Annotated in this window: 24 protein-coding genes; 17 read left to right on the forward strand and 7 right to left on the reverse strand. The window is 54.4% G+C overall.

The annotated features are described in order from the left end of the window. Positions 1-46 precede the first annotated feature (46 nt). From E8D52_01020 to atpF, 4 genes are all read left to right on the forward strand, one after another. On the forward strand, positions 47-367 hold the full coding sequence (locus E8D52_01020; protein ID TKB70705.1) for a hypothetical protein: 321 nt from the start codon (positions 47-49) through the stop codon (positions 365-367). Positions 368-380: 13 nt separating this feature from the next. Then, positions 381-1,130: a F0F1 ATP synthase subunit A gene (locus tag E8D52_01025; GenBank protein ID TKB70706.1), complete on the forward strand. Its 750-nt coding sequence runs from the start codon at positions 381-383 to the stop codon at positions 1,128-1,130. A gap of 35 nt (positions 1,131-1,165) precedes the next feature. Then, positions 1,166-1,396 (forward strand): ATP synthase F0 subunit C, encoded by a 231-nt coding sequence (atpE, locus tag E8D52_01030; GenBank protein ID TKB70707.1) that lies wholly within the window; start codon positions 1,166-1,168, stop codon positions 1,394-1,396. Between the two features lie 85 nt (positions 1,397-1,481). Beyond that, positions 1,482-1,988 carry a F0F1 ATP synthase subunit B gene (gene atpF / locus E8D52_01035; protein TKB70708.1) on the forward strand — a complete coding sequence of 169 codons (507 nt, stop codon included), beginning with the start codon at positions 1,482-1,484 and terminating at the stop codon, positions 1,986-1,988. A gap of 23 nt (positions 1,989-2,011) precedes the next feature. Here atpF and larE read toward each other — a convergent pair whose 3' ends face one another. The 4 genes from larE to rlmN are packed head-to-tail and all read right to left on the reverse strand — an operon-like array spanning position 2,012 to position 6,749. After that, positions 2,012-2,821 (reverse strand): ATP-dependent sacrificial sulfur transferase LarE, encoded by an 810-nt coding sequence (gene larE, locus E8D52_01040; GenBank protein ID TKB70709.1) that lies wholly within the window; start codon positions 2,819-2,821, stop codon positions 2,012-2,014. Positions 2,822-2,841: 20 nt separating this feature from the next. After that, complete coding sequence (locus tag E8D52_01045; GenBank protein TKB70710.1) at positions 2,842-4,239, reverse strand: insulinase family protein; 1,398 nt, start codon at positions 4,237-4,239, stop codon at positions 2,842-2,844. An 8-nt stretch (positions 4,240-4,247) separates the two neighbouring features. Then, the gene (locus E8D52_01050) at positions 4,248-5,621 is read right to left on the reverse strand and encodes an insulinase family protein (GenBank protein ID TKB70711.1); all 1,374 of its coding nucleotides are present in this window, start codon (positions 5,619-5,621) and stop codon (positions 4,248-4,250) included. Between the two features lie 27 nt (positions 5,622-5,648). Next, entirely contained in the window at positions 5,649-6,749 is a 1,101-nt protein-coding gene (gene rlmN, locus E8D52_01055; GenBank protein ID TKB70712.1) for a 23S rRNA (adenine(2503)-C(2))-methyltransferase RlmN, read from the reverse strand. 106 nt (positions 6,750-6,855) lie between these two features. On the opposite strand from rlmN, the gene E8D52_01060 reads away from it, so the two are divergent. The 9 genes from E8D52_01060 (at position 6,856) to E8D52_01100 (ending at position 16,337) form a co-directional block, all read left to right on the forward strand. Continuing rightward, complete coding sequence (locus E8D52_01060; protein TKB70713.1) at positions 6,856-9,192, forward strand: tetratricopeptide repeat protein; 2,337 nt, start codon at positions 6,856-6,858, stop codon at positions 9,190-9,192. Between the two features lie 66 nt (positions 9,193-9,258). Beyond that, positions 9,259-9,513: a cell division protein ZapB gene (gene zapB / locus E8D52_01065; GenBank protein ID TKB70714.1), complete on the forward strand. Its 255-nt coding sequence runs from the start codon at positions 9,259-9,261 to the stop codon at positions 9,511-9,513. Beyond that, positions 9,458-9,802, forward strand: coding sequence for a cell division protein ZapA (locus E8D52_01070; protein TKB70715.1), 345 nt, complete (start codon positions 9,458-9,460; stop codon positions 9,800-9,802). Before zapB ends, E8D52_01070 begins: the two co-directional genes overlap by 56 nt. 543 nt (positions 9,803-10,345) lie before the next feature. Continuing rightward, positions 10,346-11,926, forward strand: coding sequence for a ribonuclease Y (gene rny, locus E8D52_01075; GenBank protein ID TKB70924.1), 1,581 nt, complete (start codon positions 10,346-10,348; stop codon positions 11,924-11,926). Next, entirely contained in the window at positions 11,923-12,702 is a 780-nt protein-coding gene (locus E8D52_01080) for a TIGR00282 family metallophosphoesterase (GenBank protein ID TKB70716.1), read from the forward strand. The genes rny and E8D52_01080 overlap by 4 nt, the downstream gene beginning before the upstream one ends. A gap of 229 nt (positions 12,703-12,931) precedes the next feature. Continuing rightward, a complete protein-coding gene (locus E8D52_01085) occupies positions 12,932-14,233 on the forward strand; it encodes an exodeoxyribonuclease VII large subunit (protein ID TKB70717.1) in 1,302 nt (433 codons plus the stop codon). 57 nt (positions 14,234-14,290) lie between these two features. Further along, positions 14,291-14,548 carry an exodeoxyribonuclease VII small subunit gene (gene xseB / locus E8D52_01090; GenBank protein TKB70718.1) on the forward strand — a complete coding sequence of 86 codons (258 nt, stop codon included), beginning with the start codon at positions 14,291-14,293 and terminating at the stop codon, positions 14,546-14,548. Positions 14,549-14,603: 55 nt separating this feature from the next. Continuing rightward, positions 14,604-15,374 carry a TlyA family RNA methyltransferase gene (locus E8D52_01095; protein ID TKB70719.1) on the forward strand — a complete coding sequence of 257 codons (771 nt, stop codon included), beginning with the start codon at positions 14,604-14,606 and terminating at the stop codon, positions 15,372-15,374. Positions 15,375-15,413: 39 nt separating this feature from the next. Then, on the forward strand, positions 15,414-16,337 hold the full coding sequence (locus E8D52_01100; GenBank protein TKB70720.1) for an SDR family oxidoreductase: 924 nt from the start codon (positions 15,414-15,416) through the stop codon (positions 16,335-16,337). A gap of 93 nt (positions 16,338-16,430) precedes the next feature. Here E8D52_01100 and E8D52_01105 read toward each other — a convergent pair whose 3' ends face one another. Further along, complete coding sequence (locus E8D52_01105) at positions 16,431-16,751, reverse strand: rhodanese (GenBank protein ID TKB70721.1); 321 nt, start codon at positions 16,749-16,751, stop codon at positions 16,431-16,433. 109 nt (positions 16,752-16,860) lie between these two features. Beyond that, on the reverse strand, positions 16,861-17,550 hold the full coding sequence (locus tag E8D52_01110; GenBank protein ID TKB70722.1) for a leucyl/phenylalanyl-tRNA--protein transferase: 690 nt from the start codon (positions 17,548-17,550) through the stop codon (positions 16,861-16,863). A 121-nt stretch (positions 17,551-17,671) separates the two neighbouring features. Between E8D52_01110 and E8D52_01115 the strand changes: the two genes are divergently transcribed. Both E8D52_01115 and E8D52_01120 read left to right on the forward strand, forming a co-directional pair. Next, positions 17,672-17,926: a type II toxin-antitoxin system ParD family antitoxin gene (locus E8D52_01115; protein TKB70723.1), complete on the forward strand. Its 255-nt coding sequence runs from the start codon at positions 17,672-17,674 to the stop codon at positions 17,924-17,926. Then, positions 17,913-18,203: a type II toxin-antitoxin system RelE/ParE family toxin gene (locus tag E8D52_01120; GenBank protein ID TKB70724.1), complete on the forward strand. Its 291-nt coding sequence runs from the start codon at positions 17,913-17,915 to the stop codon at positions 18,201-18,203. Before E8D52_01115 ends, E8D52_01120 begins: the two co-directional genes overlap by 14 nt. Positions 18,204-20,211: 2,008 nt before the next feature. Here E8D52_01120 and E8D52_01125 read toward each other — a convergent pair. Continuing rightward, entirely contained in the window at positions 20,212-20,772 is a 561-nt protein-coding gene (locus E8D52_01125) for a cupin domain-containing protein (protein TKB70725.1), read from the reverse strand. Positions 20,773-21,610: 838 nt separating this feature from the next. Between E8D52_01125 and E8D52_01130 the strand changes: the two genes are divergently transcribed. Both E8D52_01130 and E8D52_01135 read left to right on the forward strand, forming a co-directional pair. Further along, on the forward strand, positions 21,611-21,886 hold the full coding sequence (locus E8D52_01130) for a hypothetical protein (GenBank protein TKB70726.1): 276 nt from the start codon (positions 21,611-21,613) through the stop codon (positions 21,884-21,886). A 49-nt stretch (positions 21,887-21,935) separates the two neighbouring features. After that, on the forward strand, positions 21,936-22,940 hold the full coding sequence (locus E8D52_01135) for a hypothetical protein (protein ID TKB70727.1): 1,005 nt from the start codon (positions 21,936-21,938) through the stop codon (positions 22,938-22,940). Positions 22,941-22,991: the final 51 nt, after the last annotated feature.

Consider the following 22,991-nt stretch of genomic DNA (forward strand, 5'->3'; position numbering starts at 1 on the left):
AGCAATTTCTGCGCGCAGGGCCCTCTAACCGCTTGACATTGCGAGCATGGTTTTGCTTAAATTGCGAACCCCATCACGGGCAGAGTTCTGCTCACGTACTCTCGCCTTCCGTGGGTTTTGGATGGCCCCTTCACAAGATCCTCTATACGCGGGGCTTGGTCAAGCCGTTCGAATTGGAACGGAACTGCTGGCTGCGCTAATCGTTGGCGGTGGGCTTGGATGGGCGATTGATGCCTATCTGCTAGGGTCGGATCCGTGGGGGCTTCTTGTGGGGTTGGTCTTTGGGTTGGCGGCAGGTATCAGAAGCGTCTACCGATCCGTACAACGATGGCAAGTGGCGGTAGACAACTCAAATAACAGGGAATAGCCTAAGGATCGTCATGGAAGAAAGTCCGCTTCATCAATTTGAACTTCAACGCTGGATCCCGATTTCGATCGGTGGATTGGATCTTTCCATCAATAAAGCTGTGGTGTTTATGTGGGTTGTCATTGCCGTGGCAGCAGTGCTGATGGTCATGGCTGGATCATCGCGCAAGCTCGTCCCAGGCAAGCTCCAGAGCTTGGCGGAGATGATGGTGGATTTCATTCGCACCATGATCATGGAAACCATGGGCAAAGATGGCATGCGATTTTTCCCCCTCGTCGCCACGCTCTTTGTGTTTATCCTCTTCTCCAACTACATCGGGCTCATTCCTGGGGCTTATACCGTGACGAGCCAGATCATTGTGACGGCGGCCTTTTCCTTCCTGGTGTATGGGATTAGCTTGGTCGTGGGCTTCTCACTACACGGGGTGAAGTTTCTGGGCATTCTTATTCCGCCTGGTACGCCAGGATGGCTGGTGCCTCTCATGGTCCCGATCGAGATCATCAGCCAGATCGCACGGCCCATTTCCTTGGCGGTGCGGCTCTTTGCCAATATGACGGCTGGCCACGTCATGCTCGCGGTTCTGTTCGGTCTCACAATCAGTGGGGGAGTGCTGATCGGGTGGTTACCCTTTGTGTTTACGGTGGCGATCTATTTATTGGAATTTGGTATTGCGTTCATCCAAGCCTATATTTTCACGATCTTGACGTGCGTCTACTTGGGAGATGCATTTCATTTACATGGCCATGAAGAGCATGCGCATTAGCACATGCGGTATAGCCAAGGGAGGAGTAAGACATAATGGATTCAGCAGCAGCAGGGTTGATCGGTATGGGATGTGCCGCGGCAGGATTTGCCGGGGCCGGTGTGGGAATCGGCTACATTTTCGGAAAGATGATTGAAGTGGTGGCACGTCAGCCTGAAGCAGAGGCTCGCGTCACCAAGTATATGTGGATCGGGTTCGCGCTGGTCGAAGCCATTGCGTTATATGGCTTGGTCATCGCCTTCATCATCATGGGTTTTCGGAAGTAGGGAGCGTTAACCGTTATTTGTGAACCGTTCGTCGAGAGATCTTTCTCGTGTAGCGATTCACGTTTAACGTTTCACGAACACGCACATGCCACAGTTTGAACCTGATTTTTTTTCTTCGTTGATTTTCTGGGAAGTCATTTCGTTTGGGATTCTTCTGTTCGTGCTCTACAAGTATGCCTTCCCCGGTATCTTGAGCGCCTTGGAAGAGCGCGAAAAGAAGATCAAAGACAGCCTCGATCAGGCTGAGCAGCACCGGTCTGAGGCCGAGCGACGGCTCAAGGAATATGAAGCCAAGCTCAATACGGCGGGGAAGGAGGCTGAGGCCATCCTCGCGACGGCAAAGGAGCGGGCTCAACGGTTGCTCGATGAGAATGAACAGCGGTTGACCGCAGAAGCGGAGCGTATCAAAGGTGATGCGACGCGTCAGATCGACCAAGAGCGCCGTAAGGCGTTGCAAGATATCCGAGCCCAGACGACAGAACTCGCTTTGATGGTGGCGGAGAAAGTGGTTCAGCGGAGCTTAGTAGAGGCTGATCACAAAAAATATGCAGACGAGGCGCTTGAGGCGCTTTCGAAATCACAGCCCCGTTAAGTTGCCGTGCTCTTCGGGTGGAGTCAGCTTAGGGTGACTCCACCCGGTCGGTAGCCTTCCAGATCCACCGTTACGAATTTAAACCCCAGCTTTTTCAGCCTGGCACTAATTTCTGTACAGCGATTTGATTCCATGAGTCGTGGGATTTCGTCCTGTGCCAATTCAATCCGCGCAATCTCACCGTGATTTCGCACTCGAAAATGACGGAATCCTTCATGATGGAGCACAGCTTCTGCTCCTTCGACGCGGCTTAATTGTGCGCTGGTGATTACGATTCCACGCGGGATTCGTGATGAAAGGCAGGCAGCGGCTGGCTTGTCCCAATTTGAAAGTCCCAGCTCTTTGGCAAGGATGCGGATATCGGCTTTCGACAGTTCAGCCTCAACGAGCGGGCTTCGCACACCCCATTCCCGAGCCGCTTTGATGCCGGGACGGTCATCACCCAGATCGTCCAGGTTGGTTCCATCGACCACATACGCGACAGCCCGTGATTGCCGCACATTCCCAAGAAGTTGGTACAGGTCGGTCTTACAATGAAAACAGCGATTCGCGTCATTCCTCACGAAGTCATCAATGGTCAGCTGATCCGTCTGTACGGTTTCATAGCGGGCGCCAATCTCCTGAGCGACCTGTTCGGCAGCTTCCAACTCAAGAGATGGAAACGTCGGTGAGATGGCCGTGATGCCGACCGCCTTCTCGTGGAGTTGGTCGTGCGCGACTTTCAGAACGAAGGTGCTGTCGATTCCACCGGAATAGGCCACCACGACCGAGCCCATCTCCGTTAGGAGGGTTCGGAGCTGATCGAGCTTCTGTTGCAAAATGGGTGGTTGCATACGGTGTGCTTTACTCAAGCCTAGTGGCGAACTTTTGCCTTCGCGATATTGCCAACTACGACGAGGGCGTAGTGCTGAGGGTCCAGGTACTGTTTGGCCACGCGCTGCACGTCTTCTTTCGTCACTCGCTCAATCCATTTTGGGTACTGACTAAAATAGTCGAACCCCAATCCGAAAAACTCCACTTGCGCCAAGACTTGCGCCAGCTTCGACGTAGAATCCAGCCGTAGGGGGAAGCTGCCCATCAAAAATGCTTTGGCCTCAGCCAATTCCTGATCGCTGACCGGGGCCTCACGAATCGCCTTCATTTCGATTAAGACGCCGCTGATGGCTTGATTGGTGGTTTCTGTCCGAGTCTGGAGGTTGATCCAGAACGAGCCCGGCATCACCCGTGCATCGTAATGACTCATAATCCCGTATGCCAACCCCTGTTTATCCCGGATGGTATCCATAAGGCGAGACGAAAATCCTCCAGCACCCAGGATATGATTCATGACGGTCACGGCGTAAAAATCAGGATTGGTTCGACTGATCCCATGGTGACCGATCACAATGGTGGATTGTGTGAGATCCTTCTCGACGAGCTGCACGGTCTTCTTGTCGATGGCCGTCGGCTTCTTAACCGCTCTGGACGGCACAGCCCCTTTCTTCCACGATCCGAAATGCGTCTGTACGAGCGTCGTCGCTTGTTCCGCCGTGACGTCACCGACGATGGTCAGGATCACTTGGTTGGGTAGATACTCCTTGGTATAGAAGCTTTGAACCTCAGCCAAGGTGATCTTACTCAGTGTCTCTTCTGTGCCATTCACTGGCCAACGATAGGGATGGTTCTGGAAGACTAACTGATTAAAGGCCTTCATGGCGACATGTCCGGGATCGTCATTGTCGCTAGAAATTTCCCCAAGGATCTGAGATCGGACCCGTTCAAATTCTTGCTTGGGGAAAGCTGGGTGCTGAAGAATATCAGCCAACAGGGTGAACCCGAGATCGATATCTTTTTTGAGCGTGCGTGCAGATGCGGTTGTGTAATCTTCACCTGCATGGACCGTCAGCGAGCCACCGACAAAGTCAATCTGTTCGGCCAGTTGCCTCGAGGATCTAGTTGTTGTCCCTTCATCTAAGAGGCTGGCCACCAAATTTGCGACACCCGCTTTTTCTGGAGGATCCTGCGCAGCGCCGGCCTTGATCAGGGCATGGATTTCAACGATGGGAAGGAAATGTTGTTCCAGGACGAGTACCGTCATACCGTTGGGAGCGATGTATCTCGTCGGTGCGATGTCGGCGGCAAGCCCTGTCGTCGTGATACACATCACGAGTACGGCACACTGGACTAGTCCCATCAAGGAAGGCACTGACCTTCGTTGGATGGATCGTGGGTCAAGCCTCTGGCCTCTCGTGTTTCTGGATTCCTTACCCATGATCGTCTTTATAACTTTCCTTCTTGAGCTGTTGCGGGGCTTGATTCTAGGGGCTTCGTAGGTAAAGGAATAAGAATGCCGATGGTCCGATTATCTTGGGTCAGGTACTGTTTAGCGACGCGTTGGATATCTTTCGCTGTGATTGCGCGGATCCGTTCTATGTATTGATCGAGGCGTCGCCAGCCGGCACCGACCGATTCCAACTGTCCCAACAGCATGGCATGACGAAAATTCGAATCCTGCTCAAAGACGCGTGAGGCTTCTACCTGATTTTTGGCCCGCTGAAGTTCCTGCTCGGACGGCGGCTCATTCTGAAGCCGTTGAATCTCGCGGTGTAGAGCCTCCTCGACCGCTTCTACCTTCGCGGTGGGATTGACCAGCGCGTAGAAATAAAAGAGACCGGGATCCGCCTGGATCAGACTGTACTCTGCCCCAACCGATAAAGAATTCTTCTGCTCATAGACCAAGTTCTGGTAGAGCCGAGAACTTTTCCCGTGCGAGAGGACTGATTCGAGAATGTCGAGCGCATAGGAGTCCTCGCTCGAATAGTTAGGTACGCGAAATCCCATCATGACAAACGGCACCTGCGCTTCGCGTTTCAAGAGAAAACGGCGCTCGCCTCGCTGTTCCGGTTCCGGCGCCAGGGTTTGTTTTGGGGAGGGGCCTCTGGGAATCGGTTCAAACAGACGCTTGATCGTCGGCAGGAGAGCGTCGGCCTTGATATCGCCCACAACCACCAGGGTTGCATTGTTGGGAGAGTAAAACGTGTCGTAGTGGCGTTGCAAGTCTTCGAGAGACATCGCATCGAGATCCGCAAACCATCCAATGACCGGCCAATGGTAGGGATGACTGAGGAAGGCTTGGGCAAAGAGCGCTTCAACCAGCGCACCCTGCGGGTCATCTTCGGATCTGAGGCGGCGTTCTTCTTTCACGACGTCGCGCTCGGTCTGAAATTCGCTGTGATCGAGAAGGAGGCCCTGCATCCGATCGGCCTCCAACTCAAGAGCCAGTCCGACACGATCCGCTGCCACGTTTTCAAAATAGGCGGTAAAGTCTTGTCCTGTAAATGCGTTGTCGATGCCGCCGTTCTTTCTGACGATTCTAGAAAATGAACCTTTCGGATACCGTGCCGTGCCCTTGAACATCATGTGCTCAAGCATGTGTGAGAGTCCGGCCCGTCCCATGACCTCGTTTCGAGAACCGACTTTGTACCAGACCTGCACTGTGGCGACCGGAGCCTTGGGAACTTCAACCAGCAGCACTTTCATGCCGTTTGAGAGGATGTATTCACTCGGCTCTGCTCCCAGCACGATCGAGATCGAGCCGAAGACGAGCAACGCCGTGAGGAGGTGGATGCGCCAATGAAAGTGGATAGTCTGCATGATCATGATGGGGTACAAATTTCTATGCTAGCAACGAGTTTCAATAGGTGTCAAGGTAAGGGAAGGTCGGTTGCTGGGGAGCTCACCAAGTTGTCCGCAGGCGCCGAGAACGTCCCGTCCGCGGCTCTTTCGAACAAATGCATCGAGGCCGGCGTCGCGGAGGATGGATTGGAAACGAAGTACTGCCTGTTCGGAAGGGCGACGAAAAGGGCTGCCTGGAAATTCATTGAATGGAATCAAGTTGACCATGCATCGCATGGCTCTGAGCAATTGTATCAGTCGGCGGGCATCAGCGGCATGATCGTTGACGTCTGCGAGCAGCACATATTCGAAGGTCAGTCGTTGGTGAGGGGCGAGCGGATAGCGGCGACAGGCAGCCAGGAGTGATTTCAGTGAAGCGATCTCGCTGGCGGCAGGCATTAGCGCTCGTCGCTGCTCTTCAGTGGTGGCATTGAGGGAGATGGCGAGGTTCACGCCGAGCGCTGCGACCTCCGGAAGGCGAGATGCCAGCCCCGCTGTGGACACCGTCAGGCGTCTACGCGACCACCCAAGACCCCACGGTTTGTTGGTCAACGCAGTCACGGCCGCCTTGAGACTCTCCACATTGGCCAGCGGTTCTCCCATCCCCATGAACACGAGATTGGTAATGTGTTCATCGGAGCTTAGTAGGTCTTGCGCGGTCAGGACCTGATCGATGATTTCATGAAGCTTGAGGTTGCGTTTCAGTCCCATTCTCCCAGTCAGGCAGAATCCACAATCCAACATGCACCCAACCTGAGTTGACACGCAGAGCGTCAGCCGATCCTCATCCGGAATCAGGACGGCCTCGATCGTCAGGCCATCGTCGAGCATCAAGAGCAGTTTGCGGGTTCCATCCTGGGACGATAAGATCGTGGTCTGTGCCGAGCGCCCGACCTTCGTGGATGGAGAGAGCGTCATGCGATCATGCATGGGGAGATCCGTCATGTCGGTGAGAGTCCGCGCGCGCTGTTGATAGAGCCATCGCAAGATTTGCTGTGCACGATAGTCCGGCCAGTGTTGCGCACGGACAAACTTCACCATCTGGGGTTCGGTGAGACCTAAGAGCGTTGTCACGGCACCGGAAGCGATTATCTGAGAGTCGGCCATATCATCCTCAACGCTAGGAGCCTACCATAGCGGAAGTCATGCCGCATACGGCCAGACCCATCATCGGGTCCGGAAACTTCTTTCATTGCAGACGGCTCTGTATATAATGAACTCGGATGAGTGTCGTCAGGCCATCATGATGAAGATTGCTACCAAGTATCGTTCTATCCATGGCTGCGGCCTGGTGGTCGCGCCCATCCTGGTGCTCGCCCTCGGAGGGGGGTTCTCATACGACGGGTATGCGGCACAGGTTGAGCCCTCCGAACAATCGACGGTCACTGGCTGTACGACAGCGGAGGAGTGTTTTGTGGCGGCGGCCTGGCCGAAAGAGCGACTCGGTCAGGCGTTGACGAAAGATCAAGTGGTGGCGCTCAAGCTAGAACGTCTCCGAAAGGTGATGGAAGGATTTCCCGGGACGCAGTGGGCCAAGCGTGCCGGGTTGTTGTCCGGGGTGATCTTGATCGATCGAAGTCCCGCTGCCAGTCTGCCATACCTTCGGGCAGCCCAGCGGGATTTTCTTGTGCTCGATGATTACATTCGATTCTGGATCGGAGAGGCCTTGCTGCGTCTTGGGGAGGCCAAGGAGGCGGCCAGTATGTTTGAGGGGGTGCCACAAGCGGTCCCCGATTCTAATCTTCTCAATCAGGTTGCGCTCCGTGCTGGGGAAGCGTGGTATCAGGCGTCCAGCTGTCCCGAGGCCGTGTCCTGGTTCGCGAAGGCCCTCAATGTCAATGACAAGGATCCTCAGGTCGCTCAGGCTTGGTTACGGTCAGCGTCTTGTTCGCTCCGAGAGAATAAATTGGCGGAAGGACAAGAAACGCTGAAGCAGCTGTGGTTGAAGTTTCCGCACACGAAAGAGGCTAAGGAAGCCGAGACTTTGCTTGGGGGCAATATTGGCGGGGTACCGTGGACCGCGGCGCCCGACACGTATTATGAACGCGCTCAGGCTTTTCTAGGGCAGTCGCTCCACGCGGAGGCCATCGAGGAGTTGAAAAAGTTCCTGGCGCGAGATCCGACCTCCTCTCACCGTGGGGAGGCCAGGCTGAAATTGGGTATCGCCCAAGTTCGTTTAAAGCTGTACGACCAGGCACGTGAGACCTTTCATGCGTTGACGGCTGAGCGAGAGTCTCGCGCGGATGAGGCCACTGTCTGGCTGGCGAGGGTCTATCTCAGGCAGGGATTTGGGGAGAAGCTCTTGGATCTTTGCCGGACACTCCCGAAGCGGATGGTCACTCCAGAGCAGAAAGGGCAGATTAATCTATTCGCCGGGATCTGGCTGGAGGATGAGGCACGGTTCGATGAGGCAATCGCGAGGTATCGGCAGGTGGCCAAGTTGGGAGAACCGGCCTCTCAACGAACTGAAGCACAATGGCGGGAAGGGTGGGTGCTGTACCGAACGGCTCGTTATCAGGAGGCGATCAGCGTGTGGCAGCAGATCGTCGATCAGAAGGACAGCGATCTAGAGCCACAAGCCCTCTATTGGATTGCACGTTCCTACGGTCATGTGGACAGTGTGAAGTCAACGGAGATATTTGCGCTGCTCTGTCAGCGGTTTCCGCACACCTACTACTGCCAGTTGGCGCGCGAACAGAGTGACCTGTCGGTTCCAGGGCAGACGAAGCAGGAAGGCTCAGTCGTCGCGATCTCGTCTACTCCGTCTGCTGTTGAAGTCACGCAGGCGCCGGTCCAGGACAGTCAGGCCAGTAGCCGGATGCAGATTGAGCTCCACCCGGCGTACCGGCGGGCGGTAGAACTCAGAACGCTCGGTCTTGAGCAAGATGCCGCGAGAGAGCTTGGCGCGTTGACGGATCGATATAGCCGCGACTCCGAGGTGTTGGCAGCATTATCCATCATGTTGAATGAGGTCGGTGCCTACCATCATGCCTTGCGTCTGGTGCGGTCTCGATTCCGTGAAAAGTTAGAGCGAACCGGTGGAGTGGTCGCAGATGGATTGTGGAGCGTGGCCTATCCCACGGGATTGATTCCTACGATCAAAATGTCGGGAGCGAACGGGGTTGATCCGTTTCTTGTTGCGGCCATCATTCGGGAAGAGAGTCAATATGATCGGAGAGCCGTCTCTCGCGTCGGAGCGATCGGATTGATGCAGGTCATGCCCGCCACCGCCAATGCCGTGGCTCAACAGCACCGTCTTCCAAGCCTCTCCCGAGAAGATTTGTTTGATCAGGAGACAAATATCCGGATCGGGGCTCGGTATGTCGAGCAACTGTTTACACAGTTTTCTGGCAATGTTGTGCAGGTGATTGCTGCCTATAATGCCGGTCCCATCGTCGTAGGCACTTGGGCGGCGACCTATCGGGGGCGGAGTGAGGATGAATTTGTGGAGCTGATCCATTATCAGGAGACCAGGCAATACGTCAAACGGGTTTTGCGGAGTTATAAAGAATATCTGCGTCTGGCGGGGACTCAAAAAGTCGTTTCTTGACAAGATCTTGTGAACTTTTTATAGTGCGCCACAATCCGTAGGGTCCATAACGAAGAGGGGCTGATTATGTCATTGGATCGACTTGATGCATTGGAAACTCGCATTCGTGATCTGGTGAAGCTTGTCCAAGAGTTTAAACGAAAGAATGCGCTCTTAGAGGAAGAGCTCAAGGCGGCTCGCCAGCGGTTGGCTTCGCAGGATGATACGAATCGCCAATGGGAAAAGGAACGGATGGACATCAAGACCAGGATCGAAAAGGTCATGAATGAGATGGAGTTGCTCGAATGTGTCGAGGATCCTAAGGAGGTGGCCATTGACTAAGACCATTGATGTAGAAATTTATGGTCAGCGGTACGCGATCACGGGAGGCGGCGATGATGCCTATGTCCGGCGGCTGGCCAATTTTGTCGACGATCATATGAAGCATCTGGCGGAAGGAATGAAGACAACGACCCCATCGAAGTTGGCGGTGCTGACGGCGATCAATCTTGCTCATCAGCTGTTTGAGTCCGAGAAGAAGCGAGTCCAAGGAGAGGCTGATGTCGAACGGCGGATGGTGACGTTGATGGAATCGATCGATGAGCAGATGCCGACTTCGCTCTTTCGATAGCGGAGATTCGCCTTGCTTTCAAAGAGTCCCTTTGTTAACATATAGATAGGTGAGTGTGCGGATGAGTAGGGAAGAGTGATATCGCCGATTGTTGATCGCCTGGAAACGAGTGCTAAGAAAACCACAAGAGAACGTTTGTTTGATAGGATACGAAGTGTTCATTCGGTGGATGCTCAAGCTATGGGTCGTGCGTGGGCGGCGTCACATGGGCGCCCAGCGGCCAGTTTCTGAAATTGAAGCGATCCGGCGAATACCTGTCGGATGGAACGAGTATCTACCCTCCATGCCTGTTTCGATCGCTGACTCTTTCCAATGGCTGATGTCTGGAAACAGACGCCTAAGGAAGGGCAGAGAGAGAAACTTTCTGAGTATGGCATCGTATCCTGGCAATCTCTTGCGGCTCCAGGCGAGTCGACTCGCGGTCTCCTAAGACTCTTCCATCTCTTCACCTCACATTAGTTATTCGCGTTCATTCCGCTCAGTCTGAGGCGGGGGCTCCGCATCAGGTTGAGCCTATTGGATCTGATTGTTTTCAAGAAGGGGGTGACTCCCATTTCTACATCAACTGTCGTGTACATAATCCTTTCGTTGATCTTCGGAGCTGTGGCTGGTGCTGGAGTATTTGATTTCCTGCGACGACGGATGACAGGTGCCAAGCAGGCTGAGGCAGAAGACTTGGCTAAGCAGGTTGTGCAGAACGCACAGCGAGAGGCCGAGAATGTTGTCAAAGAAGCCAGGTTTGAAGCTAAGGATCTGGTCTTCAAGGCAAAGTCCGAATTCGAGCAAGAGGAGAAAGCCAAACTTGCTGAACTCTCGACGGTGGAGAAGCGTCTGATCCAACGAGAGGGAGGACTTGACGGGAAAGTTGCCGCTCTGGAAAAGAGAGAAACTGAGTCACGCAAGCGCGAGGCAGATTTCGCGAAGCGAGAAGAGGGGCTGGCGGTCAAAGAGTCTGCCTGCGCCAAGGCTGAACGCGAACATCGAGACGCGCTGGAACGGGTCGCCGGGATGACGGCCGATGAAGCCAAGAAACAATTGATCCTCGAAATGGAATCGCAAGCGAAACTCGAGGCCGTAGGCCTTGCCAAGCGCACGATCGAAGAGGCTCGTGAGAACGCCGAGCGTGAGGCGCGGGAAATCATCACCAGCTCGATTCAACGTGTCGTTCGTGATTATGTCGCGGAATCCACGATCTCGGTGGTTCCCATTGCCAACGATGCCATGAAAGGTCGAATCATCGGTCGGGAAGGGCGCAATATCCGTGCGCTTGAAGCGGCGACGGGTATTGATCTGATCATCGACGAAACTCCTGAAGCCGTGATTATCTCTGGGTTCGATCCGTTGCGGCGCGAGATTGCCAAAGTGTCGCTGGAGCGCCTGATGCACGACGGGCGTATCCATCCCACGCGCATTGAGGAGATTGTCGAAAAGGTCAAGGTCGACATCGACAAGCTAATGTATGAAGAAGCAGAGAAAATTATTTTCGAACTGGGGCTTTCGGACTTTCATCCTGAGTTGATCAAGGTCTTGGGGCGACTCAAGTATCGCACGAGCTACGGGCAAAATAACCTCTATCATGCCCGTGAGGCCTCGTACATTTGCGGCATCATGGCGTCGGAATTGGGTCTCGATGTCCGACTAGCTCGGCGCGGCGCCTTGCTGCATGATATCGGTAAGGCGGTCAGCCATGAAGAAGAGGGACCGCATGCCATGCTCGGGGCCGAGATCGCCAAGAAATACGGCGAATCTCCAAAGATCGTTAACGCGATCGCCGCGCATCATGAGCAGGTGGAGCCGATTTGCCCGGAGAGTGTGTTGGTGGCGGCGGCCGAGGCGTTGTCGGCGGCGCGTCCAGGTGCGCGGCGGGAAGCGCTGGAGTCGTATGTGAAGCGGTTGGAAAAGCTGGAATCGCTCGCGACTGGGCATAAGGGCGTGCAGAAAGCCTACGCGATCCAAGCCGGACGTGAAATTCGCGTCATTGTGAGGCAAGAGGACATCACCGATGCCGAGTCGTTTCAGCTGTCTCGTGAATTGGCGAAGAAGATCGAGCAAGAGTTGACCTATCCGGGACAGATCAAGGTCACCGTCATTCGAGAAAGCCGCTACGTGGAATACGCCAAATGAAAGTCCTTTGTCTCGGGGACATCATGGGGGAGCCGGGCCGCCGGGCTGTCGCTCGGGCCGTACCTCGGCTGGTCGCGCAGCATCATATTGATGCGGTCATTGCCAATGGTGAAAATCTGGCAGGAGGCTTCGGGGTGACGCCGGAGTTGGCCGAGGAACTGTTCGACACCGGCATCTCGGTGATCACTACCGGAAATCATGCCTGGGATAAAAAAGAGGCGATCGATTATTTTGATCGTGAGCCCCGCTTGTTGCGGCCGGCGAATTATCCGGCGGGCGTCCCTGGAAATGGGAGTGTTGTCATCGAGACCGCAGGCGGTGAGCGGCTGGCCGTCTTACAGTTGATGGGCCGGGTGTATATGCCGACGATCGATTGCCCATTTCAGACGGCAAAACGTGAGCTATCACGGCTGAAGCGCGAGACGTCCGCGATCATCGTTGAGATGCATGCGGAAGCCACGTCTGAAAAGATGGCCATGGGGCATTTCCTGGATGGAGAGGTGGTCGCTGTCGTCGGGACGCATACGCACGTGCAGACGGCCGATGAACAAATCCTGCCGAAGGGCACTGCGTACATCACGGATATCGGCATGACGGGACCGCTCCATTCGGTGATCGGAGTCAAGAAGGAATTGGCGATCGAAAAGTTTTTGACCGCGATGCCGAGGCGGTTTGAAGTCGCATCAGGACCTTCCGTATTTTGCGCGGTTCTGCTTGAGCTCGATCCCCGCCTGGGCAAGGTGATCAGGTTTGAACGCATTCGCAGCATCGATTAGCAGGCTGTGAAAAAGTCCACCAGCGGCATTCTCGCACCGCGCAAGGTCTCAACGTATCAACCGCGAACGCGTCGGTCTGTCGCGTACTACGGCCTTGCTGCACAGACTTTGTGAACAGCCTGCTGGTGAGCTTCAAAGGAGAGGACTCACGACTACGTACTCTCGCCCGCCCCTTTTCGCGTCCGAGTTGACCTCGAGACATGTCCTCACCGTCTCGGAACTGACTGCCATGGTTCGGGCTTCCCTCGAAACGGACTTTGCCGAGGTCTGGCTTGAAGGGGAAATTTCGAACCTGCGCGCACCAGGGTCCGGGCATCTCTACTGTACCCTCAAGGACCAGACGAGTCAGATTCGGGCGGTGATCTTCCGTTCGGCGGCCGTTCGGTTGCGGTTCGGCCTGGAGGAGGGTCTTCAAGTCGTCGTGAAAGGGCGACTCTCCGTCTACGAGCCTCGTGGAGAGTACCAGGTCATACTTGATCATCTCGAACCCAAGGGGCGAGGCGCTCTCCAGTTGGCGTTTGAGCAGCTCAAGCGTCGCCTTGAAGCCGAGGGGCTCTTCGATGTGGACGGCAAACAATCGCTACCTGCATTCCCTCGGACGGTCGGAATCGTGACCTCGCCGACCGGGGCAGCGGTTCAAGATCTGATCACCGTATTGCACCGTCGCTGTCCTATCTTGAGTATCATCATCGCGCCCGTACCGGTGCAGGGGGTGGGATCGGCTGAACAGATTGCAGCCGCCATTCAGGCATTGAACCGGCTCGGAGTTGTCGACGTCATCATCGTTGGGCGGGGCGGCGGTTCATTGGAAGATCTGTGGAGTTTTAACGAAGAAATTGTCGTGCGAGCCATTGCTGCGTCACAGGTGCCCATTGTATCTGCCGTTGGGCATGAGACAGATGTGACACTGGCAGACTTTGCGGCGGACGTACGGGCTGCAACTCCGTCCGCTGCCGCCGAACTGGTTGCCCCGGTGTTAACGGAGATCGTTGAGCGGCTGGGCATGCTTACCGCCCGCTGTCAGCAAGCCATGACCGCACAATGCCTGGAACAGCATCAGCGACTTGATCTTCTACTTGCCCATATGGGCAACATCAGGTTTAGAATTCTCAAAGAAGCTCAGCGGGTGGATGGCCTAGTGGCAGGCATGCGAGAAACAGTCCGCGCCCATCTCAAACACGCGATGGTGAATGCGCAAACATGGACGCACGCGCTACGATCGAAGAGTCCGGTGCTCCACGTGCGTCAGGATTTGCTGATCGTTCCACAGTTGCGATCGCGTGTGATCGCTGCCATGAACCATAGCCTCAAACGGAAGACCCAGCATACCCATGCGTATCTGGACCGATTGAAGGGGCTGAACCCGCTCGCGATTCTGGATCGGGGATACGGGATTCTCGAGACGGTGCCTGGTGGCCAGATCATTCACGATGCCGGACAGGTGTTTGTTGGGGAGAAGATCTTGGCACGTTTGGCCAGGGGTCAGATCCGATGTACGGTGGAGGAGGTTAGGTTGGATCCGTCAGTTTAAAAGCTGGTTGGGACTTCGTTATAATGGGCGGCGGGTTGGCGTGAAAGGAGAATGGTTGTGGCTGGGGTGAAGTTTGAACAAGCGATGGCCAGATTGGAAGCCATTGTGGGTGAATTAGAGAATGGAGATCTGCCCCTGGATGAATCGTTGAAGATTTTCGAGGAGGGCATTCGGCTGTCGAGGAATTGCTTAAAGGTATTGGAAGACGCTGAACGGAAAGTCGAAGTGCTCGTCCAGGATACGAATGGAAAAAAGCAACTACGCGCCTTCACCTCCGATGACATTGATGTCCAGGGTTCCGCTGAAGACTCATAACAGGTCGCTCTTCTGAGTCTCGTTCTTTTCTCATCTTTCCCACTTTGCGATTCTCATGAGTATGAACAGACAACGCGATAAGGATCGTTGTGACCTTGTACTGACGGCTCGGGGATTGGTGCAGAGTCGAGACGCCGCAGTCCGGATGGTGCTTGCGGGAAAGGTCCGAAGTAACGGAGTGATCGTCGACAAACCCTCCAGAGTGATTCCCGTCGATGCGGTCATCGAGATGATCGGTGAGACCCAGCCGTTCGTCAGCCGAGGGGGCGAAAAACTGGAGGCAGCGCTAGACGCCTATTCGATCGCCCCCCAAGGATTGATTTGTCTCGACGTGGGGTGCTCGACCGGAGGGTTCACCGATTGTTTGCTCAAACGAGGGGCTGCGAAGGTCTACGCGGTTGACGTGGGCTACGGGCAATTTGATTGGCGGCTCCGACAAGACCCACGCGTCGTGCTGAGTGAGCGGACCAACATTCGCTATCTGCCTCCGTCTGCCATCCCGGATCTGGTTGATTTAGTCGTCATCGATGTATCGTTTATTTCATTGACGAAGGTGCTTCCACCCATCCTGCCGTTTCTCCGTGCTCCAGCCCGCGTCATTGCCTTGATCAAACCGCAGTTTGAAGTCGGCAAGGGCCAAGTAGGTCGGGGTGGCATCGTGCGTGATGACGCACAGCGAGCAGAGGTTGTTCAGAGAATCGTCCAATTCGCGGCGGACAAGGGGTTGAAGACCATGGGGACGGTCGCCTCTCCCATCAAAGGGAAAAAAGGCAACCAGGAAATATTAGCAATCTTTGAGTACGAGACCCCATTTCATGGTATGTAAAGTCTGTCGTAATTGCTGAGCGTTCATTCAGGAGGGCCAATGAAAGTACTCGTCACGGGCGGTGCAGGGTTTATCGGGTCTCATGTGGTGGACCGACTCGTTGAAGAGGGGCATCAAGTTGTCATCGTGGACAATCTGGCCACTGGCAAGCGGAAGAATGTCAATCGTGCGGCGAGTCTCTACAAGACTGACATTACCAGCTGGCGTCTTGAACGGGTGTTTCGCAATGAACGGCCTAATATTGTCCTCCACATTGCGGCTCAGATCAATGTCCCTCGTTCGATAGCCGATCCGGTGTTCGATGCGCAGGTCAATGTCTTGGGAACCATGAACGTGTTGCAGCAAGCGGTTCGGTATGGATGCCGAAAGGTTGTGTTCTCCTCATCCGGTGGAGCGATCTATGGTGAACAGGAGACACTTCTAGCGACTGAATCTCACGCAGCCAAGCCACTCTCACCCTATGGCATCAGTAAACTGTGCGGCGAACATTACTTGTCCTATTTCCAACGGGTGAGCGGGATTCCAGTCGTCAGCCTCCGGTATGCTAACGTCTATGGGCCGAGGCAGGATCCCGATGGAGAAGCCGGAGTCATTGCCATCTTCATTCAAAAGATGTTGAACAACGAGCAGCCCATCATTCATGGAAACGGCCGTCAAACACGTGATTTCGTATTCGTCGACGACGTGGCCGAAGCAAACTTGGCCGCCATGGGGCAGGATGCACATGGAGTGTATAACGTCGGAACAGGGGCTGAGACATCCGTCAATGAGTTGTTCCGGATGCTTGCCGGGCTGACAGCTTCGAGCGTCAAGGAATTGCATGGCCCGGCCAAAGCTGGCGAGCAGATTCGCAGTGTGGTTGACCCGTCACGGATCAAACAAGAACTTGGGTGGGAGGTCAAGGTGGACCTCGCCGAGGGTCTGAAGCAGACGGTGGAATTTTTTCAAGGGAAAAGCCGCTAGCCTGCCGGCTACAGTCTGCAGGCAGGCCGACTAGTACGCCCTCAGACGAACCTGACGACTCGCGACTGTCAGTGTCTTACAGAGCGTATCCGATCAGTATCGAGCGACGCTCCCATCAACTTGGATTGACCAGGCATCGATTCCACCGATCAAATTCTTCACGTTCGAGAATCCCTGCTGGAGGAGAAAGCCTGTGGCATCTCCGCTCCGCATCCCGTGATGGCAGTAGGCGATAATTTCAGTATTTTTGTCCAACTGGGACAGTGAGTTGGGTAAGGTGCCAAGCGGGATGAGGAGAGAGTTGTCCAGCTTGGCAAGCTGATTTTCCCAAGGCTCCCGTACATCCAACAGCACCAGTTTATCCCCTTTATCGAGTCTCGACTTCAATTCTTTCGGTGTGATGACAAAGCTCATATGGTCTCCTCCTCGTACATGAAGACAAGATCATAAGCGACGGGAGAAAAATCTGTCAAATGCCGTTCTTCTTGTAGGTGACGGCAGGCCAGCGAGTTACTTCAGAAGCTCACACTGTTTCGAATGTCCATCGTCCCCGCCGGTCGGGAAGGGTGAGTGCCTGGTGTAGATGTGTGATGAAGGTTGATCGTGGAAGCTCTTCCGCGCCGAACCGACTAACATGGGGAGAGAACTGTTGGCAGTCGATGAGGCGAAAGTTCCAGGCCCGAAGCTGCGTGACGAGCTTCACAAGCGCCACCTTGGATGCGTCATCGACTCGCGTAAACATCGATTCGGCAAAGAAGGCGCTACCAAGCGAGACACCATAGAGTCCTCCGATCAGGCGATCATCCTGCCATGTTTCCACCGAATGGGCGTAACCGAGTTCGTGCAAGTGGGTATAGGCATCCAGCATGTCCCCCGTGATCCAGGTGCCTCCTTCTGGATATTGCGGGCGCGGTCCTGCGCATTGTGCCATGACCTCTCGGAAACACGTGTCAAGGGTGAGGGTAAACACGTTTGAACGAAGGCTTCGTTTAAGGCTGCGCGAGACATGGAGTTTGTCAGGAAACAACACGGCGCGAGGATCCGGCGACCACCAGAGAATCGGTTGATCGTCGTTGTACCAAGGGAAGATCCCGTGCCGATAGGCTTCGAGCAGCCGTTCCGGACGGAGGTCGCCTCCTACGGCGAGTAGCCCTTCTGGCGATGCCCGATCAACCGAGGGGAAACGGAAATCGTGCGGTCTTAAGCGGAACATTGCCACGTACGATACGTGAAGCGAAGGGAAAAGACTATGTCAGGAGAAGACTGCGGGTTTCTAGCATGCCCAAGAACGTGCTAAACTGCATCAATAGTATGAATATATCGGAGGTCGCACCATGGGAACTACACGCAAGACGATCACCGTCACGGAGCAACAGGATCAATGGATCAAGGCCCAGATCGAACGTGGCAAGTTCACGAACGACAGCGAATATATCCGCGATTTGATCCGACGCGATCAGGACAGCGCCAAGTTTCAGACGTTGAAGGACGCCATTCAGGAGGGGTTGGATAGCGGCGTCAGTGACCGCACTGTGCCGCAGATTATGGAGGGGGTCGAAACGCGGCTGAAGGCGAATGGCCAGTTATAGTCTCTCGTCGAAGGCCGCCACCGATCTCGAGGGCATCTACGAATACACGATCCTTCATTTTGGACTGGAACAGGCTCGGGTCTATCTCCTCGGTTTGCACGCGCGGTTCCAGATGCTGGCGGAGCAGCCGACGCAGGGGCGGAAGGCTGATGAACTGGCACCGGGATTGCGGCGGGTTGAGTATCAATCCCACGTAGTCTTTTACATCCCGAAGGACCACGGTATTCGGATCGTGCGTGTGCTGCACCAACGCATGGACGTCACGAGGCATGTGTAGCCACAGGTGAGTGAAGCGTCGGCACGCCAAGCATGGACATACACTACCCTTCGAGGAGCAACCCTCAGGGTTTGCAACAGGTCCTTCCGCAGCTCACCCGCGATCAGGTTCAGACGCTGATGCGTGAACTCAAGGATGATGGGAAAGTGTCTATTCCTGGCACGACTCAATCCTCCAGATGGTTTCCATGTCCCCTTGAGACCGTAATTGCGCCTAAAGCGACATAAACTAAAATCGGCGTAATCCTGGGCAATTCAGTGTAAGGCGGTATCTGTGAGAAGCCCTTCTGGCGATGCCCGATCAACCGAGGGGAAACGAAAATCGTGTGGTTTCAAACGGGACATCGCCACGTACGATACGTGAAGCGCGGCAAAAAGACTATGCCAGGAGAAAGATGAAAGAGGCGTCGTCGCTCAGACTCAATCTTCGAGTCAGAGTCAGCTATCGATCCGTTCCGGTAGTACACGACTGCTCTCGGATAGCGCGGCCATCAGGGATTCTCCTGAACGCTTAAGCCATTGTCGCCCTCACTGATAGACCATCCAATACGAGCGCATCCCGTCACGCTCAGCAAGCGTCTGGCAGTGTACCTCAGTCTGGCATGGCCGCTCGCGTGAACCCTGGGCTGTCATATCGTTACCGCGCGTATAATCCACAACGTATTCCGTGCGGGGCGCGGAGCAGCCACTTAGCGACAGGATCAGCCACAGCAACGCGCCGAGTGCGAGAGCACCTTTGCACCCATTATGAAGCCCATGACCCTCTTGGGATTGCATGAATGTGAACATCGTTGCCTCCTTTCCGAGCGAGTAAATAACAATAGATATTGACCAATAAGCCGGTGCGGCAGACTTCCATCCTGCCCTAATCTTCACGAGATCCAAACCCGCATTTGGAGTGGCTCTACCCCCCTTCTAGTGAGTGCCGTGAGCCCCTCCAGCAAGCGGCTCAGAGGCTTCCTCCCTTGGTGGAGGTGGTAGCTCCATTGCCTACTCGTCGAGTTGTTGCGCCATCTGCTCCCGCGTCCGCTCAAGAATCGATACAGTGCGTACAAAAACGAGTTCTATTCCATTAATGAGAGGCCAGCTCTGTCTTGTACGAACCAGGCAGGTCTCATGGAGACTGGCAGGCCTGTGCAGTCGGCTAGAGATGTGGATCTTCTCAGGGGAGAGGGCTTACGCTGATCCGGATAAGAATCTGCGATCAAGGGATATGGCTGAACCGGCAGAAAACTGGAAAGCACCGTCAGGACAAAGATGCCGGAGCCGTTTGGACACGGCTCCGGTCGGTCTTCCCGTCCTGGCGGCAGGCACTCACTTCATCACACTATATAGTTGCGGCAATTCGCTACTAACGGCTCATCCCATGAAACCGGCGGACAGGAGCGCAAATACAATAATCCCGATAAACAGCGCGGCATACAAATAGACCCATCCTGGCTCATGAGTTAGGTCGTCCTTTATATCCTTTAAGTGTAGATCATTCATAGAACACCTCCTTGTGTGAAACCTCCTATGTTCCGTAGAAGAGTGTTTGGATCATCCTCTTATGTTGAGTACATGCTAATAAACGGAAGGTTCTTTCGCTATCGCTCAGAAGAGTGAATTTTCGGCTACACCGAATGGGTGAGGGGATCGGTAAGCACAAGAAGGATCAATGGGACTTGAGGTATGTAAAAATAGCCTCCATGGGACGCAAACCGGTCGATCGCCGAATTGAAAAGCAGCCATTCAACGTCTGCGTTCTTATGGTAGGAGGTCGAGGTTATGACCAGAGTAGTGCTCTGCTGCTGCATGCATTTCCCTGTCGTAGGCTTGTCTTAGCTCTGCGTGCATTCTCCTGCCCCTGACAATCAACCAGACCTGTATACCGAAAGAACTTCGACCATGTTACGGCCTATGCTGAATTGGAGATGCACGAAAACCCTCCGACTCATTGACGAGCCGACCTCGAGACGTACTCCGACTTGGAAGCGGTCAAAACATGGTTCAGAAACATCTGTTTTGAATCATTGTGTCGCATCTGATGCCTGATGTTTTACGGGTCGGATAAGATTCGGCTTTCCCTCTTCACCGACGAAGACCACCAATAATCTCAACGGTATCTCACCTAAATTCTTTGCGCTATGCACGGTGTTCACAACTTCCAGAAACCCGCTCCCAGCGTTAAATGTCTGTCGAGCGCCATCCTCAAATTCCACCGTCATAGTTCCCTCAAGGACGTGGACGTAGCTGGGCACGGCATGCATGTGACGACCATTCTCCTTCCCCGGTTGGATTTCGACCAGGACCGAGGCCATTTCCGCCTTGTCGGTTTTGGGATATTCGATCTTCTGGCCACTGATCGTCGTGGAACCTTTCATCACCGCTGTCACTGTGAAATCTTGTGGCTCTGCACGCACTGAGACGGTCGTCTGGACCAACCCCAGAATCAAGAGGACTGAGAAAATGATTCTCATCGTCGTACCCCCATGAGCATGTGTTGTTGAACCGAAGAACGCGCATGCCCCACACCCTTGGAAGCCGTAGTAAGCCATCGCGCACCAGCACCATCCCATTGAGTCGGGCATCCACTTCAACAACGGGGATGGTACCACAGTGACAGTTCGTCATTGTTATTATGAGTAGCTGGACCGGAGCGGGCTCTATCTGTCCTCTTGGCCGTCAAGGTGTACCGAGGCGGCTGGCAGGGGTTTCGGGCTCGGATCGCCACCGAGAACTAGAGGCCACACCAGCACTCACGAATGTGGAACGGAGTAAGCCCACACTCCTCTTTGCAGCGCGTGGCGGTTCGCTTTGCGGAAAGTGTTTGAAGGGCATGCGAACGTCTCAAATTGGCCGTTCTGCGACCGTCGGTGGCCGACCCAAAGCATAAGTACACGACTGACTGCTACCAGCAAGTCAAATTGAATGACGTGATCAAGACCGAAGCGACTTTTGGAAGCATCCTTCACATCTCACTCCCAAATCCCATCGGCTGAGATCATGGTGATGGTCGTAGTTCAGACTTGGCGCTAACCGTGGTATGTCGTCCGATTCCCTGATTTTTATTTGTCTCGCCTTTCGAAACGACCTGTCCGAATGAGGCAAACAGCCAGGTCACAACGGTGCTGAACCACTCTCTTAGTACCGAATTGGATTCACCTCATGAATCTCTTTCGATACACACCCTTGGAATCAGGAGATGTGCGGAGTACGAGCACTCTTACTCAGCAATACGTAGAACGTTGAAAGCATTGAGATTACGGATGCCATCAAGTGACTCGATGCTCCTGTTCCCATAGTGGCATCTAGCTTGCTATGACGAATGTGGAATCGAACACGAGGCACGATACTCACTGGTCTGTGAAGCGCAGCCCGATCAGACGCTGAGGCGTTACCAGACAACCAACATAAGGAGCTAAAATTATGGCTAAGGGCGATCAAATTAATCTCAAACCTCATTTCAAGGAAGAAAAGCTCCCGTGCGAAGGAACAGTTGGCGACCTGTTTGTGTTCACCCCTTTGGGCGAGGGTGACGTGGACAGCAGAAAACAAGGCAGTGCAAGCTTGTGGTTTTGCACCAAGGGAGATGAGGGAAACAACAAAGCGATTTGGCTACGGGTTAAATTCGACGGCCAAATGACCTGCTCGGTGCCTCCACCCATACCGCCGCAAGATCATCCAGATCTCCAGCAGAGGTAGGTCGATTCCGTTCGGAAGTGGATAATTTAAATGGAAAGGATGTCTCAGAATGAAACCATACAAGGGAAAATTCACTAGCGAAACACAAACCTCAGAACCAGCTATCTTCGCTTCTTCTGATGGGGAAGGGGTGCATGGAGAATCTACATCAGTCGGAGTTGCCGCCATCGCGGGCGTTCAACTGAACACGACTTCCACCAGCAATGGCGCTGGCATCTATGGTGAGTGTCGTGGTGGCGGTGCCGGCGTCGTTGGTGTGAATGATGTAGTCACGTCCGGTGGCCCAAGCGGTCGAGGCGGTTATTTTAGGAGCCAACAGAAAGAGGGTATCCTTGCCGAAACAAAGTCGCCCACGGATGCCGCCATCGCGGGCCTTCAAAATAACCCTAGCGGCACGGGTGCGGCAATCTACGGTCAATGCATAAGTGGCCCAGGCGGACTTTTCAAGAGCGAACAGCAAGAGGGTATCCATGCTGAAACAAAGTCGCTCACGCATGCCGCCATCGCGGGCTTTCAGAATAACCCGAACAGCACGGGTGCTGCAATCTACGGTGAATGCATAACGGGTGTAGACGGCAAGCCTGGAACCGCTGGATTCTTCGTAGGCAATGTCGTGGTCACTGGTGACATCTCACTCCCGGGCGCAGACTTCGCGGAAGATTTCACTATCAAGGATGAGGTGTTCGCCGAACCTGGTACAGTCATGGCGTTGAATAGCACTGGTGAATTGGTGCCGTGCGTTGACCCATATGAAAAGAGAGTTGTCGGGGTCGTTGCCGGTGCCGGCTCCCACCGCACTGGAATCATCATGGACAAGCAGGAGAAGAGCGCTGTCCGCCGCCAGCCAATCGCGCTTGTGGGAAAGGTCTTCTGCAAAGTCGATGCAAGTTATGGATCAATAGAGGTTGGTGATCTGCTGACGAGCTCGGCGACACACGGCCATGCAATGAAAGTCAGTAATCCAAATCGTGCATTCGGCTCCGTCCTTGGCAAGGCGATGGCCCCGCAGGGCAAGGGCCTCGGACTCATTCCAATATTGATTTCGCTACAATGACACCACTGGCAAGATGGAGTACTAGATTATGGAAAACGTGAAGCACCATGT

Origin of the sequence: Nitrospira sp. (genome assembly GCA_005116745.1) — a bacterium.
Classification (GTDB): domain Bacteria; phylum Nitrospirota; class Nitrospiria; order Nitrospirales; family Nitrospiraceae; genus Nitrospira_D.

Bases quoted from the DNA above. Each gene is read 5' to 3' on its own strand.
- E8D52_01120 (TKB70724.1), top strand. From the start codon at position 17,913: ATGGCCAGTTATAGTCTCTCGTCGAAGGCCGCCACCGATCTCGAGGGC.
- zapB (TKB70714.1), top strand. From the start codon at position 9,259: ATGTCATTGGATCGACTTGATGCATTGGAAACTCGCATTCGTGATCTG.
- E8D52_01115 (TKB70723.1), top strand. From the start codon at position 17,672: ATGGGAACTACACGCAAGACGATCACCGTCACGGAGCAACAGGATCAA.
- E8D52_01045 (TKB70710.1), bottom strand. From the start codon at position 4,239: ATGGGTAAGGAATCCAGAAACACGAGAGGCCAGAGGCTTGACCCACGA.
- E8D52_01130 (TKB70726.1), top strand. From the start codon at position 21,611: ATGGCTAAGGGCGATCAAATTAATCTCAAACCTCATTTCAAGGAAGAA.
- atpE (TKB70707.1), top strand. From the start codon at position 1,166: ATGGATTCAGCAGCAGCAGGGTTGATCGGTATGGGATGTGCCGCGGCA.
- larE (TKB70709.1), bottom strand. From the start codon at position 2,821: ATGCAACCACCCATTTTGCAACAGAAGCTCGATCAGCTCCGAACCCTC.
- E8D52_01020 (TKB70705.1), top strand. From the start codon at position 47: ATGGTTTTGCTTAAATTGCGAACCCCATCACGGGCAGAGTTCTGCTCA.
- E8D52_01100 (TKB70720.1), top strand. From the start codon at position 15,414: ATGAAAGTACTCGTCACGGGCGGTGCAGGGTTTATCGGGTCTCATGTG.
- E8D52_01025 (TKB70706.1), top strand. From the start codon at position 381: ATGGAAGAAAGTCCGCTTCATCAATTTGAACTTCAACGCTGGATCCCG.
- E8D52_01060 (TKB70713.1), top strand. From the start codon at position 6,856: ATGAACTCGGATGAGTGTCGTCAGGCCATCATGATGAAGATTGCTACC.
- E8D52_01135 (TKB70727.1), top strand. From the start codon at position 21,936: ATGAAACCATACAAGGGAAAATTCACTAGCGAAACACAAACCTCAGAA.
- E8D52_01080 (TKB70716.1), top strand. From the start codon at position 11,923: ATGAAAGTCCTTTGTCTCGGGGACATCATGGGGGAGCCGGGCCGCCGG.
- E8D52_01085 (TKB70717.1), top strand. From the start codon at position 12,932: ATGGTTCGGGCTTCCCTCGAAACGGACTTTGCCGAGGTCTGGCTTGAA.
- atpF (TKB70708.1), top strand. From the start codon at position 1,482: ATGCCACAGTTTGAACCTGATTTTTTTTCTTCGTTGATTTTCTGGGAA.
- rlmN (TKB70712.1), bottom strand. From the start codon at position 6,749: ATGGCCGACTCTCAGATAATCGCTTCCGGTGCCGTGACAACGCTCTTA.
- E8D52_01105 (TKB70721.1), bottom strand. From the start codon at position 16,751: ATGAGCTTTGTCATCACACCGAAAGAATTGAAGTCGAGACTCGATAAA.
- E8D52_01125 (TKB70725.1), bottom strand. From the start codon at position 20,772: ATGCCCGACTCAATGGGATGGTGCTGGTGCGCGATGGCTTACTACGGC.
- E8D52_01070 (TKB70715.1), top strand. From the start codon at position 9,458: ATGAGATGGAGTTGCTCGAATGTGTCGAGGATCCTAAGGAGGTGGCCA.
- E8D52_01050 (TKB70711.1), bottom strand. From the start codon at position 5,621: ATGCAGACTATCCACTTTCATTGGCGCATCCACCTCCTCACGGCGTTG.
- E8D52_01095 (TKB70719.1), top strand. From the start codon at position 14,604: ATGAGTATGAACAGACAACGCGATAAGGATCGTTGTGACCTTGTACTG.
- E8D52_01110 (TKB70722.1), bottom strand. From the start codon at position 17,550: ATGTTCCGCTTAAGACCGCACGATTTCCGTTTCCCCTCGGTTGATCGG.